Origin of the sequence: Bradyrhizobium sp. 604_D8_N2_3 (assembly GCF_051810765.1) — a bacterium.
In the GTDB taxonomy this organism is placed as follows: Bacteria; Pseudomonadota; Alphaproteobacteria; order Rhizobiales; family Xanthobacteraceae; genus Bradyrhizobium; species Bradyrhizobium barranii.
The window spans coordinates 2,436,859-2,451,814 of sequence record NZ_JBPWPM010000001.1 but is presented as its reverse complement, the minus strand read 5'-3'; the positions used below and the strand labels follow the sequence as shown (position 1 = coordinate 2,451,814).

At 61.8% G+C, this 14,956-nt stretch carries 14 protein-coding genes and 1 tRNA gene; 5 read left to right on the top strand and 10 right to left on the bottom strand.

Going from position 1 to position 14,956, the window contains the following annotated elements:
- Positions 1 to 148: 148 nt before the first annotated feature.
- The 3 genes from AB7245_RS11540 to AB7245_RS11530 all read right to left on the bottom strand — a co-directional run bounded on the left by AB7245_RS11540 (position 149) and on the right by AB7245_RS11530 (position 2,933).
- On the bottom strand, positions 149 to 784 hold the full coding sequence (locus AB7245_RS11540; protein ID WP_085404534.1) for a DUF1127 domain-containing protein: 636 nt from the start codon (positions 782 to 784) through the stop codon (positions 149 to 151).
- A gap of 107 nt (positions 785 to 891) precedes the next feature.
- Positions 892 to 1,617: a response regulator gene (locus AB7245_RS11535; protein WP_085404535.1), complete on the bottom strand. Its 726-nt coding sequence runs from the start codon at positions 1,615 to 1,617 to the stop codon at positions 892 to 894.
- Positions 1,618 to 1,982: 365 nt separating this feature from the next.
- The gene (locus AB7245_RS11530) at positions 1,983 to 2,933 is read right to left on the bottom strand and encodes a c-type cytochrome (protein WP_085404536.1); all 951 of its coding nucleotides are present in this window, start codon (positions 2,931 to 2,933) and stop codon (positions 1,983 to 1,985) included.
- Between the two features lie 391 nt (positions 2,934 to 3,324).
- Between AB7245_RS11530 and AB7245_RS11525 the strand changes: the two genes are divergently transcribed.
- The 3 genes from AB7245_RS11525 (at position 3,325) to AB7245_RS11515 (ending at position 7,264) form a co-directional block, all read left to right on the top strand.
- The gene (locus AB7245_RS11525) at positions 3,325 to 4,671 is read left to right on the top strand and encodes a glycosyltransferase (protein WP_085404537.1); all 1,347 of its coding nucleotides are present in this window, start codon (positions 3,325 to 3,327) and stop codon (positions 4,669 to 4,671) included.
- Between the two features lie 84 nt (positions 4,672 to 4,755).
- Positions 4,756 to 6,006 carry a multidrug effflux MFS transporter gene (locus tag AB7245_RS11520; RefSeq protein WP_085404538.1) on the top strand — a complete coding sequence of 417 codons (1,251 nt, stop codon included), beginning with the start codon at positions 4,756 to 4,758 and terminating at the stop codon, positions 6,004 to 6,006.
- Between the two features lie 235 nt (positions 6,007 to 6,241).
- On the top strand, positions 6,242 to 7,264 hold the full coding sequence (locus AB7245_RS11515) for an alpha/beta hydrolase (protein WP_085404539.1): 1,023 nt from the start codon (positions 6,242 to 6,244) through the stop codon (positions 7,262 to 7,264).
- 47 nt (positions 7,265 to 7,311) lie between these two features.
- On the opposite strand, the gene AB7245_RS11510 is transcribed toward AB7245_RS11515, so the two are convergent.
- Positions 7,312 to 7,779 (bottom strand): hypothetical protein, encoded by a 468-nt coding sequence (locus AB7245_RS11510; RefSeq protein ID WP_085404540.1) that lies wholly within the window; start codon positions 7,777 to 7,779, stop codon positions 7,312 to 7,314.
- Between the two features lie 256 nt (positions 7,780 to 8,035).
- Between AB7245_RS11510 and AB7245_RS11505 the strand changes: the two genes are divergently transcribed.
- Together AB7245_RS11505 and AB7245_RS11500 are read left to right on the top strand one after the other, a co-directional pair.
- Entirely contained in the window at positions 8,036 to 8,992 is a 957-nt protein-coding gene (locus AB7245_RS11505) for a hypothetical protein (protein WP_085404541.1), read from the top strand.
- Positions 8,993 to 9,374: 382 nt separating this feature from the next.
- Positions 9,375 to 9,773, top strand: coding sequence for a hypothetical protein (locus tag AB7245_RS11500; RefSeq protein ID WP_144030843.1), 399 nt, complete (start codon positions 9,375 to 9,377; stop codon positions 9,771 to 9,773).
- Between the two features lie 63 nt (positions 9,774 to 9,836).
- Here the strand turns inward: AB7245_RS11500 and AB7245_RS11495 are convergent, their stop codons facing one another.
- From AB7245_RS11495 to AB7245_RS11470, 6 genes are all read right to left on the bottom strand, one after another.
- Positions 9,837 to 10,511 (bottom strand): Crp/Fnr family transcriptional regulator, encoded by a 675-nt coding sequence (locus AB7245_RS11495; protein WP_439034241.1) that lies wholly within the window; start codon positions 10,509 to 10,511, stop codon positions 9,837 to 9,839.
- A gap of 321 nt (positions 10,512 to 10,832) precedes the next feature.
- Complete coding sequence (locus tag AB7245_RS11490) at positions 10,833 to 11,216, bottom strand: hypothetical protein (protein WP_135215055.1); 384 nt, start codon at positions 11,214 to 11,216, stop codon at positions 10,833 to 10,835.
- Positions 11,217 to 11,799: 583 nt separating this feature from the next.
- On the bottom strand, positions 11,800 to 13,449 hold the full coding sequence (groL, locus tag AB7245_RS11485) for a chaperonin GroEL (protein WP_071917644.1): 1,650 nt from the start codon (positions 13,447 to 13,449) through the stop codon (positions 11,800 to 11,802).
- Between the two features lie 141 nt (positions 13,450 to 13,590).
- On the bottom strand, positions 13,591 to 13,908 hold the full coding sequence (locus AB7245_RS11480) for a co-chaperone GroES (RefSeq protein WP_063984905.1): 318 nt from the start codon (positions 13,906 to 13,908) through the stop codon (positions 13,591 to 13,593).
- A 102-nt stretch (positions 13,909 to 14,010) separates the two neighbouring features.
- Positions 14,011 to 14,274, bottom strand: coding sequence for a DUF1488 domain-containing protein (locus AB7245_RS11475; RefSeq protein WP_063984906.1), 264 nt, complete (start codon positions 14,272 to 14,274; stop codon positions 14,011 to 14,013).
- A 515-nt stretch (positions 14,275 to 14,789) separates the two neighbouring features.
- Positions 14,790 to 14,864 (bottom strand) — tRNA-Gln (locus tag AB7245_RS11470).
- Positions 14,865 to 14,956 lie beyond the last annotated feature (92 nt).

Sequence of the window (14,956 nt, the reverse complement as noted above, 5' to 3'; positions counted from 1 at the left end):
CACCTCGTCCGGCCCCGAGAAATCTGGCGAACTGCTGCACGCCCAGCAATGTGGGGGTGAAGCGAGAATTGTCGCGGCTGCTCAAGGAATTTTGATCGAAGCTGGATGATTTCGCGAAGGTGGCCGCCACATGCTCCGGGCGATGGTGTCAGCAATCACGGCAGTACCTCACCACCCGCTCGATGTCCGACCTGCCGGAAATCCCGAGGTCCCGCAAGGTCCGGTCATCGAACTCCATCAACGCAGCGACGGCCTTCCTGATCTCACGTTCCCGACGCCAGTGCGCAGGCAGGTCCATCAGAGTCCCGAGGGTCGCGCCGAGCGACCCCAGCCGATTCCAGCTCCGCTCCAGTCGCGCATCGCGTGGCTCGGCGCGATCGAGCCTGACGATATTCCCATTATTGTCATTCCCATTGTTGTCGGCTCCATCGTTGCCGCGCTTCTCCGCGGGCTCGCGACCCGCCGAGGGCGACCGGCAATCTCTCGTGGCCTCCAGCATCGCCTGAACCGGCGCGGCTGCTGTCGGATGCAAGGCCGCCCCGTAAAGGGCAAAGCCTTCCATCAAGGAGGCGAAGACCGCCCACCAGAATGTGGTGACGGGCTGATCCTGCCCGGCAGGCGGCACGTCCGGTGGCGAAGCGATGTCCGGCGCGCGATGCCTCGCGGCAATCGCACCGAGACGGACCATGCCACGACCGTCAGATCGTGCGACCCAGTTCGCCCTGTCGAGTTCCATGTGACCCGGCAAGGCAACGCGGCTCACACTGTGAGAATACTTCTCCATCGTAAATCTCCCACACGCTGTTGGTGGGAGGCAATCTGACGGCCCGCTGTTACGCCAAGGTCACCGCCATCGGCAAATTGGCTACAATTGCAATCCGCCAATTGCTTCTAGAACGGATCGACCGGCACCGCGAAGACATAGCCGACGCCGCGCTCGGTCTGAATGACGCGCGGCGCGCTCGGATCGGTCTCCAGCTTGCGCCGCAGCCGCAGCACCTGGACGTCGATGCTGCGATCGAAAATATCCTCATGGATGCGGGTCGCCTGCAGCAGATGCTCGCGGGTCAGGGCACGCTGCGGCGCCTCGAGAAAGGCCAGCAGCAGCGCATATTCTCCCTTGCTCAACGGCACCGGCGCTTCGTCGGGATCGGTCAGCTTTCGGCTGCGGCGTTCGAGCTTCCAGCCGCTGAAGCGATAGCCCCCGCGCTCGGGATCGCGGGCGCGCGCGGCCCGTCCCATCTCCTGCCGCCGCAACACCGCGCGGACGCGCGCCAGCAGCTCACGCAACGAGAACGGCTTGATGATGTAGTCGTCGGCGCCAAGCTCGAGCCCGACGATGCGATCGATCTCGTCGGGGCGATGGCCCGTCGTGATGATGACCGGCACGTCGGAATGCGACCGGATTTCCCTCAACAGGTCCAAACCGTCATCCTGACCAAGCCGAAGGTCGAGGATGATCAGGCTCGGCTGGCTGCCATCGAGATAGTGGTTCAATTCCGATCTGTTGGAGGCCGCCCTTGTCGGGATATTGTGCTCCTCGAGATATTTGATCACCATTTGCCTTAACGTCGGATCGTCATCGACGACGACGATGTGGCCAATATCTGCAAGCATTCCATACTCTCAAAATTCGCCGTCCGCCGAGTGAGCTGTACTTAAAAATTGCGAACGTCAACGTCCGGCTGTGGTGAAATGATATTGATGTCGTCCGAATTGGAATCGCTCAAAATAGAACGGGATATCCGCGGTCATCGGCACACACTGAACCTATCTATGATGCCGTGATGACGCCGCAACAGGGTAATTCTGCGGCTAATTCCACCGGATGTCGCATACGTGAATAATTGTGATCCCAACGCTTACTACTTTGGGGCGATAGGAAGCCTGCGGCCTGCGCTGTCGTTCAGCGACTGCGATGTGCTGCGCAGGCTGTTGCCCGGCCCCGCAGGGCGCGGGCGTTTGCGGGCTTCACGGACTCATCAGGAGCCCGGCAGAGCCAACAGGTACTGGTAGATCGCGGCGAGATCGTCGTCATCCATCCGCCCGATCGGCCGCCACGGCATCTGCTCGCCGAGCCGATGCCCGTTCGGATCAACGCCTGTGCGCATGGTGTCGACGAATTGCGCAAGGCTCCAGTTCTTGACGATACCGAGGTCCGGTCCGAGCGGCGGCAATTGTCCCGGCACGCCGCCGCCGAGATCCCTGCCGTGGCATTCGCGGCAATCCTGATAGGACAGCAGGTACTTGCCATAGAGCGCCGTCGGCGCCTTCGGCGGCGCGGTGATCACGCCGGTGAAGACGGGCTTCGCATCCGGCAACAGTCCGGCGCCCAGCATCACGATGCCCAGCAGGCTGAAGCGATCCGGCGGATCCGGGGTCTGCGCACCGCTCGCGGGCAGGCTGCGGATGTAGGCGATCACGGCCTTGGTGTCGTCGTCACTGAGCCGGCCGGCATTGGTGAAGGACATGATCGCCAGCCAGCGCCCCCTCGCGTCGATCCCGTTGCGAATGGCTCGAAAGATCTCGGCATCGGACCAATTCTTCAAGACGCCGGCGGGCGTGAGATTGGCCGGCACGAACGCGCCGATGGGAATCGGGAGATCCTTGGCCACATCGCCGCCGCCGGTCAGCGTCCCGGTCTGCGAGTGACATGCGGCACAAAAGCCGTCGGCCACGGCCATGCCTCGGGCAATCTGGTCCGGTGTCGCCTCGATCTTCACATCCGGGACCGGTGCAGAACGGGCGTGTTGCCGGACGATACCGACCGCGGTCAAAGCGGCGACGCCGAACACTGAGACGGCCAGCACGGCCGTCAGCACCATGCCGCTCCACTTCGCCAGAGCAGATTTCGTCCGGGCGGCGCGAACGCCCAGCCAGGCCAGAAACGCGATGAACGCAACCATCGCAATCAGGGCGACAATATTTTCCATGCCAGTCCTCAATGAATTGGGTGCGACCGATGCCGCGCGACATCCGGATCGTCAAAAATGAATTTCGGCCGACGCCAACGCGCCAATATCTGCGAAGGTGTGCCATGCGGAGGTCTGCCGGATTAACAGCGCGGTGTTTCCGTGCCGTTTCATCGCCCGCCGCTCGCGTTACAATTGTAATCCTGTGCCAGCATTATCGCTGCTGGCAGGATGTCACCGGTTTCGCACCGAACTTTTTTTGCCCGGCCTTGGCAGCGCCACGATGCGTTGCCGCCGTAACCATTTTCGCTGCCGCCGGAAGTCTTGGCGTAACGGCGATCGCTTCAATTGCCTCTTACTCGACCGGACGCTCTGGGGCGACCGTGCATCGATCATCAAGAGGTCAACTCACATGAAGATTCTTATCGCTTCGACACCTGCGACGGGTCATCTCAATCCGATGCTGGCGATCACGCAAATCCTGCGTGGAGATGGTCACGAGATCGCTTTCCTGACGGGCACCGCCTTTCGTGCCCGCGTCGAAGCCAGCGGCGTGAAGTTCTTTCCCCTTCCCGAGGACGCGGACTTCGATCCGAACGACGTCTTCTCGCGATTCCCCGAACTCAAGACCATTCCGCCGGGACTGGAGTGGTTCCGTGTTGCTTGCGAGCGCATCTTCGTCGACGCCATTCCGGCCCAGCACCAGGGGCTGCTGCAAATCCTGCGGCAATTCCCCGCCGACATCATTGTCGCCGACGACATGCTGTTCGGTGTGCTGCCGATGCTGCTCGGACCGCGCTCGCAGCGGCCTCCCATCGCGCTCTGCGGGACCTCGTTTCTGCATTGGGCGCGCGAGGACGGCGGGCCCAATTTCCTCGGTCTGCCGCCGGCAAAGACCGACGAGGAGCGCGATCGCTACGCGGCCATGGCGCGGGAATTTGATGCGGCAGTCGATCAGCCGGTGTCGATGCGCCTGAACCGGGCGTTGAAGTCTCTCGGGGTCGGGCCGATCGCGATGCCGATGTTCCATTCCGTGGTCGCTCTCGGGGATGCCTATCTGCAACTGTCGGTGCCAAGCTTCGAATTTCCTCGCGAGATTCCGCCCTCAGTGCATTTCGTCGGCACCCCGCCGATCATCGCCAACCAGGTTCCGCCGCCGTCCTGGGCCGAAGAGCTCGGCGGATCGCGCAAGATCGTTCTGGTGACGCAGGGAACGGTGGCCAATCACAATTTCAATCTGCTGGTTGCCCCGACGCTGGCGGCCCTCGCGGACGAGGAAGACATCCTGGTGATCGTGACGGCAGGCGGCCGCCCGATTGACGCCATCCCCGGCAAGATCCCGTCGAACGCGCGCATCGCCAGCTATCTGCCGTTCGAATGGCTGCTGCCGAACGTCGACGTGCTCGTCACCAACGGCGGCTATGGCAGCGTCAACCAGGCCATGAGCTTCGGCATCCCGCTGGTCACCGCGGGGCTGACCGAAGACAAGGCCGACGTCAACGCGCGGGTCGCATGGTCCGGGGTCGGCATCAACCTCGCGACCAACGAGCCAACACCGAAGGCATTGCGCGACGCGGTGCGGACGGTGCTCGATCAATCCCGCTTCCAGTCGCGTGCCTCGCAGATCGCCGACGAATTCGCCGGGATCGACACGCGGGCCGAAATCCTCCGGGTCATCGGCGAGCTCGTGGCCGACGAGAGCTCGCACACCGGCGCGATGGCGGCAAGCCGGGGGCGGCGCGCCGAACGGCGCGCGTAATCGCCGAACGCGACGATGGAGGGCGGGCGACCGCACCTCCATCACCTCATGCACATCGAACAAGCCGGAACCGGATAACCGTCCATGCAAATCGACCCCGCATCCTTCGCCTTCACGTTGCTGCTCGGTTTTCTGGCGGCCGTGCCCTATTCCGGCATCGACATCAATCTGCCGGCGCTGGCAGCGACCGGCGCGACGCTCGACGCGAGCGCGTCGGATGTCGGGCTGACCATGAGCGCCTTCATGCTCAGCCTCGCCACCGCGCCGCTGATCTACGGACCAATCTCCGACCGCCTGGGCCGCAAGCCGATTCTGGCATTCGGCCTCGTACTGTTCGTCGCCGCAAGCCTTGCCTGCGCGAAAGCGTCCTCGCTGCCGGTTCTATTGCTGGGCCGCTTCGTCCAGGGCATCGGCGCCGCCGCCACCGCAACGACCTTTGCCATCATTCGCGATCTCTTCGACGGCAACGCCGCGCGAGGCAAGATCGCCAACGTCATGGTCACGGTCAATGTCGCGACCGTGATCGCACCGACGGCCGGAGCCGCCCTGCTGGCGATCGCCGGCTGGCGATCAATCTATGCCGTCCAGGCGGGGATCGGTCTCATGCTGCTGGTCGTGGTGATGTTTCGCTTCGCGGAGACTGCGACGACCGACCGCGCCGGCCGCCTGGGGCTTTCGGCCGTCATCGACAGCTACCGCCAGGTGCTGACGCATCCGGTGTCGTTGCCTTTCATCCTGGTCGGCGCCGCGGGCGGCGCGACCGTGTTTGCCTACGTCACCGGCGCCTCGCTGTTCTTCGTCGGCGCCATCGGACTGCGCCCGGAGCAATATGGCCTGATCTTCAGCGCATGCTCGGGGGCCGTCATGGTCGGCGCCTTTCTCGACGGCCAGCTCGGCCGGCGCGGCGTAGAGTCCGCCCGCATGCTCGCAACCGGGCTGACGCTGTCGGCCGCCGCCAGCACCGCCCTGCTCGCGATGACGTTGGCCGGGTGGATGCCCACGTCACTCGTGGTTGCGCTGCTGATGGCGGTCGCACTCGGCTTCGGGTTCAGCGTGCCGAACGTGATGAGCGCGACGATGCAGCGTCTCCCGGAGATCGCGGGCGCCGTCAGCGCTGCCGCCGGAAGCATTCAGCTGACCGCCGGCGCAATATCGAGCGGATTGGTCGCACTTCGCTTCGACGGGCGGACCGCGTTGTCGATGACGGCGGTGATGGCGGCAACGTCGCTGCTCGCTCTGGTTCTCTATCTGCTGGTCGCGCGCCCCGCCGAACGCCGCCTACCGTCGCAGACGATCGATCCCGGCGTGGCGGTCCGCAGCCCCACGAAGTCCTGAGTTGGCCGAATCCAGCTGGCAGCCCGGCGCATCCGTCGGGTTGCCAGCTGACTAGGCCTGTGAGGGATCGAACCTCCGCATGGCGGAACCAAAACCTGTTTGATTATTCGACGATTTCAATCCGCATTTGGAACAAGCGGCGTGGGGCGCCCCGCCCTTATTCTCGCCGCCATCATCATTCAGGAACGCGCGCAGGGGGCGGGCTCCTCCAGGGGGCAGTTCCCAAAGGTTCTGCGTGATCATCCGACGTCTAGTGCAACACGAAGTGACTGCGTCCCGCCGTGCGCTCCTTGGCGGGCTTGCGTCCTCAGCCTGCGTCGTCGCGTTGGGCGGATGCGCCAGCCTGGGTGCTACCGGCGCACGGTACGACGCTTCGTCGCTCTCGGTCGACCCTACGTTGCTCGTCGTAACCACGCGCAAGCCAGTGAACGGCGGCCGGTCGAAGCCGTGGTTTGGGCCGGAGCGGGCTTCTACGATGACCGTCGCACGAGCGAAGCTTGTGGCGCCTGGTGACAGCCGTTTTTCTCTGGCTGCAGCCGGACTTGACGATTGGCGTCTTGATGGGATCGAGCCGGTATCGGGCGATGTCGGCAGTCTTGTCGCGCAGGCCGGCGGCGGACCAGACGTCCTGATCTACGTGCACGGCTTCAAGCAGACGTTCGAGACAGCGGCGCTCGATGCCGCGCATCTCTCCGATGGCATCAGGTTCCGCGGCCAGACGATGGTATTCTCCTGGCCCTCGAAGGCTGGACTGTTCGACTACGCCTATGACCGCGACAGCGCAATGTGGTCCCGCGATGGCTTCGAACGCGTGCTGCAATCCGTCGTGACGAGTTCAAGCGCCGGCCGCGTCCACATCGTCGCGCACAGCATGGGAACCATGCTGACGCTCGAAAGCCTGCGCCAGCTCTATGCGCGATCCGGTGACGCCGTTGCGGGCAGGATCGGGGCCGTGGTGTTCGCCGCGCCGGACATCGACATGGACGTGTTCTCGTCGTCGATCAACCGCATCGGTCCGCTTTCGCGCAAGATCACCGTCATCGCCGCAACGAACGACCGCGCGCTGGCGTTGTCGGGGCAACTCGCTGGTGGGATGACACGGGTCGGCGCTGCCGAGAAGACCGCCATCGAAGGGCTCGGGGTGCGCGTGGTCGATGCGTCCGAGGCAGGCTGGGGCGTTATCAACCACGACCTGTTCCTGTCGAATGCAGAGGTGCGCCAGGTGATACGCCGCTCGATTGATACCGTGGCCGCGTGAACCCGGCGTGGCGGAAACGATATCGCTGATAGAGAGGTATCTTAGGGCTAGCTCTGACATCCCGTTGACAGGTTCAATGCCTTGAACAGGCCATCGAAGACACCTGACCGGCAGGGCTTGACCTCCGCGACTGGCTTGGCGCGCTTGGCATTCGCAAATGCCTTGGACGTTTCCTGCACGGGCCGAGGTCTGGGCAGCATGACCGCGAATTTTCTCCCGCTTGCGGTGCGCTGGTGTGGCGCGATGATCTTCAAAGGCTCTGGCGCAACATTCGCCGTTTGATCCGGCGGAGGCATCGGTTCGCTCAAGGAGACCAGCTGCGGAGGCGCTTCAAATTGCATGTGCATGTGCGGGGTCCCGAGCCGGTCTGCCGTCGTCAGCGTATCGGCTGAGACGCGTAACCCGACGGTCGCCTGAACAGGCGGCGCGTTCACGGGCTTGGTCATGCGGGGCGCCGTCTCAAGCTCCATCACCGCGAGTGTACTGAAGCCAACGAGGATGAGAGCCGCCTTCATCTGATTTCACGCTTCCCGAACGAGACGCCTCGTTCAAAGCCGGAGACCAATTGCAGACATCCAATAAGGCGGCTTGGCGGCAGAACTAAACCAGCCGGCGCGGCGACCGGACAAGATCAGAGACAGGGTTAACGCGGGTCATGCGAACTGGTCCCTTATGCGGAGTGCTCGGTGTCGCCTAACGACCGGCACCTGAGGCCCCCCTCGAGCGCGCAATGTGCTAGTCTGAGCCGGCACTCAGCCCGGACGGTGCACCGTGACCGATGGTCGTCACCCGGCATGGACCGAGGAAAGCCGCTTTCGCGGTGCGCTCGACGATGTGATTATCATCCCACTTGTTGTTGTCGCGCTCGTCACGAACAAGATCCTGCGTTTCGTTCTTTCGATCTTGATGCGGATGCTCGACTACGCCTTCCCCTTTGCGATGCAGATTGTCTGGCTGCCGCTCTTCGCGGCCAGACTTGTCGGCGATGTCATCTTGACCGTCATCGATGGCGCGGTGCGCTTCCTTCCCCTGTCCGCCGCGAAGCGTCGACAGTGGGGTAGATCGATTCGGCGCAACTGGTTGTGGTTCCGGCGGAAGATCAGCTATCGGGCGTTCGAACACGCTGTGCATGATGCCTTTGAAGGCGGCATGGCATGGGTGTTCAGAACATGCCGGCATCTCACGCCGAACGCCGCATTGCTCGTGATCCTGTGCGCGGTCCTTTGGCTGCCGATCTCTTTCGGTGCGGCAACGGCGATGCACGCGGTATTGTTTGCCAAGGTCACATCCTGGCCAGCCTGGATGCAACTCCTGCATCCGCTCGCAACGGTCATCGCGAAGAGCAAGCTTCTGGTGCTACCGGTCTATCCGGCAGCCTGGCCGCAGGCCAGAAAGCATCCACTCGTTCAGCTCGTCTTCAAGGGCTACGACATCATCAAGCGCGTGCATGTGATCAGAAAATTCGGCCTTCGCTATCGGCAGGCAGAGATCGCCGGGACCGCGGCGGTTGAGAGGCTCGAGCGCATCGCCGGTCTCACATCGGCGGTGCGATGGTTGCGCGAGGCGCATGTCGCAGAGCATTTGGGCGTCGAGAAGCCCACTCAGGAATTGCGTTCGTTCTTCGCGCGATGGTCCATCAAGTTCTCGGCCGAATATTACGAAGCGAAGGAACGGCAAGCATCAGGCGGCCCATCATCAAACAGCAGCAAGCCGCGAACGCCGAGTTGATCATCAATCGCCAACGGCCCCACCGTGCCGCCGTCGCTGCCCGATCTCTCTTCAACGGGCAGCGGACTGCGCCATTTCCAAATGAAGCAAGGACAGCTTGTCTTACCATCCGGCAGCGAATCCCACTGGTCGATAGATCAGAAGCTTGGGTGCGAACCAGCGCCGGGACGCGATTACGGTGTTTCTGTCTGTCAGCATCATTGCCGCGCCTGAGGGATTGGTCGGACGCTGCCGGGCGCGTGCTCCTCGCCGCCAATTGCTGCCGACTCCATCGCTCGCAACTACGATGTCGTCGAAGATGGCAGTGAATTGTTTCTGACTACAATCCGCTACAGCGGCTCTTTTGCCGCGCGGCACGATTGGACGCACGGCAAAGCGATCCGTGCGCTCCTTTGGCAATCTTATTTATGCCGAGGGCTCGCTATTCATCGCTTCGATCCCCACATTCAAGTCCACCTTGGTCAACCGTCGAGATTGGCCGGAGTGCGCGGAGACTTCCAACGAAAGGGCTCTGCATATGTCCAAATCTCAGCAGCATCGCGCAAGAGCGACCGCGTCCGGCGAGCTCGTTAAGGATTCGGCCAGCGCTGAGGGAAGCTGTAAATTCAACACCTGGCGGGCCGGCTTCGTCTTTTTGACGGATCACAGGCGCAACAATGAAATCGGTCGCAACAAGCTGCCTTTGAAAAAGGACACGCCTGGCGATGCGAGATCGAGCGCAACCGCTCTGTCACGATGGGAGAACGAGGGAGGCTCGGTCCGCGACGAACTGCCGCCCTGATCCGCTATTCGAGTGGGCTAATGTCCCGCGTTTGGCCCGGCGCTCGGTTTGGCCGCGCGGCGGTCAGTTCTTCCGGTCTATCTCGGGTTTGTCGCGCAGAACCGCGTTCAGAAGCGAGCTATGGACCTCGATCTTTCCATTGTAGCTGATGAAGCCAAGCTTCCGGAACTTGTTCATGAAGAAGCTGACCCGTGACCGGGTCGTACCGATCATTTCGGCCAGCGTTTCCTGGCTGATATTGACGCCAATGGGCTGCGAGCTGGCTTCCTTGCCGAAGTTCGCCAGCAGAAGCAGCAGGCGCGCCAAGCGTTTCTCGCTCGAATTGAAGAGTTGGTCGATCAGGTCTTCTTCAATCCGGCTATTGCGCGCGAGCAAATACGCCATGAACAATTGAGAGAACTTCGGCTTGCCTTCGAGCGCCGTAGTCATCGCCGTCTTCGATATTCTCGTGATGATACAGGACTCCATTGCCGTAGTCGTGGCAAGACGCAATGGATGACCATTGAGGCAGCCCTCGCCAAAGAATTGTCCGGGCTCCAAAATCCCAACGACGGCTTCCTTGCCTTGGTCCGAAACGACCGTGAGCTTGATCTTTCCCTCTTGAATGTAGAATACCGCGTCCGCGGCATCTCCCTGCACGAACACGCTCCGACCTTTGCCAACTTTCGAGATCGATTTCCCGGCCCCGACCTTGGCAAGGAATGCTCTGGGATCAAAGTCCTTCGCCGCTTTCACCAAGGCAGGACTCTCGTTCGCTGGACCATTAACACGCAATCATACTACCACAATTGAAAGGATGTTCACCCGTTGGAAGGCCGCGTGGCGTGCGGCAAATCGGGAACTGAAATGACGAGGGGAAGCGCTCGGCTCGACCTGGGCTTCAGGGATTTCGTCCCATCGAGTTCTCCGTTCAAAGTAGATACGACGAATTTGATGCTTGACCATCTGGCGACGACTGCCTGGTCTGCTTTGCAGGAGCCCCCTTCCACTGCGCAAGATGCAGACGTGTCGAGGGGCCGGCGCGTCTATGCGCAGATTTCCGCCGCGCGACTTGCCTGACTATCCGCGCAGCTCCACAGCTTTCTTGCTACCAAGCGATTCGGCACAAGCTTTCGCAACGGCTGAATTTGGCTCAGTGCTTCCCGGCATCGTGGCCCAACCGCCTTTTTCGACGAACTTGCTCTGATCCCACGCATAGGTCGTCTTCTTCATTGCGACCAGGTTTTCCGAGGCATCAGCGGCTTGTTGAAACTTCTCAACGCAGATGGGTGTGAGAGCTGCGACGACAGCCGTCGCAGCACTATTCCTCGCGAGCGTCTCGGCGGCCCCACCCGTCACCCAGCCGCCCCAGCTGAAACCCACGATTGCCAGAGCAATTGCTCCGGCCGCGGCTCCCCACAGTGCCGGCCGCACGGCAGCTTTCGTCTCGCTGGAGATTTCCATGATTTTCGCCTTGATTTGGAGGTATGTTGAGCTTCACCGGTTAAGGAGGCTAGACACGTCGAGGGATCGGCGTCTGTACCAAATTGCTCACTACACTCGCGTAGGGATACCTTCGGGATGGCTTGATGCGCCGGCTCGCTGCAGTCTGATGCCAGCGCGCCACGGCGAGTATCTGCACCCTTGATGCTCCTGGAAATGCAGGGCCTTTGTGAGATTCTCCGCCTTTCGCAGTTGAGCGCGGGCGGTACCAATAATCGGTTCAGGTGTTCCTTTTCGAACAGACGGCGACGCCTCTCCCCGCTTTATTCCTGCATTGCCTGACTTGAATATATTACCGATCAGCCCGGCCCTCGCGGCCGGGCTTTTCGCTTGGGAAGGCCGTTCGCAGTCGAGGGCGATAGAACAGCAGTCTCACCTCGGCGTCTCGGCAAACGAGGAGAAGCTTCCCTGGAAGGGTTTGCCGGACTGCGGAGTGCGCATGCGGTTCTCAACTGACCCTTTCCTGTGAGCAGATCGTCGCTTCTGCCTCCTGGAAATCGGCCATCCCTTCCCTTGTCTGCCGTTCGGCCATGAGCGGTTTGACCTAGAAATCCATACCGCCCATGCCTCCCATGCCGCCGCCACCCGCAGGCGCGCCGCCGCCGGCGTTCCTCTTCGGCACCTCGGCCACCATGGCTTCGGTGGTGATCAGGAGAGCCGCAACCGAGGCCGCGTTCTGGATCGCCACGCGAACCACCTTGGTCGGGTCGATGATGCCCTTGGCGACCAAGTTGCCATACTCACCGGTCTGCGAGTCGAAGCCGTAGGCGTACTGTTCCTTTTCCAGGATCTTGCCGACGATCACCGAGCCGTCTTCACCGGCGTTGATCGCGATCTGGCGAGCCGGCGCGGACAGCGCCTTGCGCACGATCTCGACGCCGGTCTTCTGGTCGTCGTTCTTGGTGCGCAGCCCCTTGAGATGCTCGGAGGCACGGAGCAGGGCGACGCCGCCGCCCGGGACGATGCCTTCCTCGACCGCCGCGCGGGTCGCATGCATCGCGTCATCAACGCGATCCTTGCGCTCCTTCACCTCGACCTCGGTCGCGCCGCCGACGCGGATCACCGCGACGCCGCCTGCGAGCTTGGCGAGACGCTCCTGGAGTTTCTCACGGTCGTAGTCCGAGGTGGTCTCCTCGATCTGCGCCTTGATCTGGGCCACGCGCGCCTCGATGTCGGCCTTCTTGCCGGCGCCGTTGACGATCGTGGTGTTCTCCTTGTCGATCATCACCTTCTTGGCGCGACCGAGCATGTTGAGCGTGACGTTCTCGAGCTTGATGCCGAGATCTTCCGAGATCGCCTGGCCGCCGGCCAGGATCGCGATGTCCTGCAGCATGGCCTTGCGGCGATCGCCGAAGCCCGGAGCCTTGACGGCCGCGACCTTCAGGCCGCCGCGCAGACGGTTGACGACCAGGGTCGCAAGCGCCTCGCCTTCCACGTCTTCGGCGATGATAACGAGCGGCTTGCCGCTCTGCACGACTGCTTCCAGGAGCGGCAGCAGTTCGTTCAGGCTGGAGAGCTTTTTCTCGTAGATCAGGATATAGGCGTCGTCCATTTCAACGCGCATCTTGTCGGCGTTGGTGACGAAGTAGGGCGAGATGTAGCCGCGGTCGAACTGCATGCCTTCGACGACTTCGAGCTCGGTCTCGAGCGATTTGGCTTCTTCAACCGTAATGACGCCCTCGTTGCCGACCTTCTTCATGGCGTCGGAGAGGAACTTGCCAATCTCCGCATCGCCGTTGGCCGAGATGGTGCCGACCTGGGCGATCTCCTCGTTCGAGGTGACCTTCTTGGAGTTCTTGACGAGGTCGGCGACGACGGCGTCCACTGCCAAGTCGATGCCGCGCTTGAGGTCCATCGGGTTCATGCCGGCGGCAACCGCCTTGGCGCCTTCCTTCACGATCGCAGCCGCGAGCACGGTGGCGGTGGTGGTGCCATCGCCGGCCGCGTCAGCTGACTTGGAGGCGACTTCGCGCACCATCTGTGCGCCCATGTTCTCGAACTTCTCTTCGAGCTCGATCTCCTTGGCGACGGTGACGCCATCCTTGGTGATGCGGGGAGCGCCGAACGACTTGTCGAGCACGACGTTGCGGCCCTTCGGACCGAGCGTGACCTTCACCGCGTTATTGAGAATTTCGACGCCGCGCAACATGCGGTCGCGGGCATCGACGCCGAATTTGACTTCTTTGGCTGACATGGCGATCTCCGTTTTCAACTGGTCAGATCCCAAAGGCCGCGCAACTGGCGAGCTCTTGAGGGATGAGATTTGAATTGCGGGCCTCATCCTTCGAGAACCCGGCTACGCCGAATCCTCAGGGTAAGGAAAACCGGCTGGCGCTTACGCGGCCTTCTTCTTGGCGGCCGGCAGATCAGTGAGGACGCCCATGATGTCGCTTTCCTTCACGATCAGCAGGTCGACGCCGTCGATCTTGACTTCAGTGCCGGACCACTTGCCGAACAGCACGCGGTCGCCGACCTTCAGGTCGATCGGGATCAGCTTGCCGGCTTCGTCGCGGCCACCGGGGCCGACGGCGATGACTTCGCCCTGGGAGGGCTTCTCCTTGGCGGTGTCCGGAATGATGATGCCACCGGCTGTCTTGTCGTCGGCCTCTATGCGCTTGACCACGACGCGGTCATGGAGCGGACGGAATTTCATGCGATCCTCCCTGGCTTTTGTGATTATTCTGGATTGGCAGTCGTAATGAAGCACGTGCCGTAAACGAAGTCTTCCGCGTCCATCAAGACGTGAGGCTTCGTCTCAAAAATTGGCGGCGACCAGATCGTAAGAGCCCCTGCTGCCGCGGACGTACACCCTGGCAGCGGCGGCACATATCACATCACGATTGGAATCGAATGCGCTCAGGAAATCCGATTCATTGTTGGAGTGAGCGCCCGGTTCAAGTCGCCTCAGCGCGTCTTCCTCTATGAAGAACGATGCCTCTAACGCGCTATCGTATCCCCAAAAACGCACGGCGTGCCGCGTTCGGTCATATGAACGACTGAAATTCGGAAACTCGATCATGGTTGGGTCCGATCAAGTTTGCGCAACGGGAATAGGTTCTGAGAGCGATCCGGCTGCGCTAAACCATAAATGGCTACTCTGGAATCGGATTACAACTGCCCACGAAAATTAAGTGCGACCAGCCTCGTGATCTTCTTCGGGCTGTTGATCGTCGCTGCAATAAATTTTCAGTGGTAGTCCTCTCGGCTCACCCGCGCTATCGGCTCAAGCCAACAGCTAGTTGGCTCCGCTGAAATGACTCACGAGCTCAGCCCGGCGGCAGTTGATACGATCCTTTCACAAGGTACGACCGTCACTCGTACTGCGCTCAGTCCTACAGGTGGTCAGCTTATCTTCAGCGACCCGCGCGATCGTTGTGCGGAATTCGCGAACACCGTCCGGGTAACTGATCTCGAGTTTCTGGAAGATGTTCTGAGTGAATGGTGGCGAACAAAAACAGCAACGTCTCCAGCGGACAGCGCCATCCGCTCTCCAAATGGGGCAACGATGACGTCGATTTGGTAAGCAATATCAATTGGCTGGGGCGGGAGGGATCGAACCTCCGAATGGCGGAATCAAAATCCGCTGCCTTACCGCTTGGCTACGCCCCAACAGGCGACCAGGGAATGGGCGGAAGAACCGGCTACCGCAGATTCCCGCTGGTCGCAGCCGGTCTATAGGGAGCGGCGCGGCATTTCAACCG

Coding starts and splice junctions, on each gene's coding strand:
- AB7245_RS11520 (WP_085404538.1), top strand. CDS start 4,756: ATGCAAATCGACCCCGCATCCTTCGCCTTCACGTTGCTGCTCGGTTTT.
- AB7245_RS11535 (WP_085404535.1), bottom strand. CDS start 1,617: ATGCTTGCAGATATTGGCCACATCGTCGTCGTCGATGACGATCCGACG.
- AB7245_RS11475 (WP_063984906.1), bottom strand. CDS start 14,274: ATGATCGAGTTTCCGAATTTCAGTCGTTCATATGACCGAACGCGGCAC.
- AB7245_RS11530 (WP_085404536.1), bottom strand. CDS start 2,933: ATGGAAAATATTGTCGCCCTGATTGCGATGGTTGCGTTCATCGCGTTT.
- AB7245_RS11480 (WP_063984905.1), bottom strand. CDS start 13,908: ATGAAATTCCGTCCGCTCCATGACCGCGTCGTGGTCAAGCGCATAGAG.
- AB7245_RS11525 (WP_085404537.1), top strand. CDS start 3,325: ATGAAGATTCTTATCGCTTCGACACCTGCGACGGGTCATCTCAATCCG.
- AB7245_RS11490 (WP_135215055.1), bottom strand. CDS start 11,216: ATGGAAATCTCCAGCGAGACGAAAGCTGCCGTGCGGCCGGCACTGTGG.
- AB7245_RS11510 (WP_085404540.1), bottom strand. CDS start 7,779: ATGAAGGCGGCTCTCATCCTCGTTGGCTTCAGTACACTCGCGGTGATG.
- groL (WP_071917644.1), bottom strand. CDS start 13,449: ATGTCAGCCAAAGAAGTCAAATTCGGCGTCGATGCCCGCGACCGCATG.
- AB7245_RS11540 (WP_085404534.1), bottom strand. CDS start 784: ATGGAGAAGTATTCTCACAGTGTGAGCCGCGTTGCCTTGCCGGGTCAC.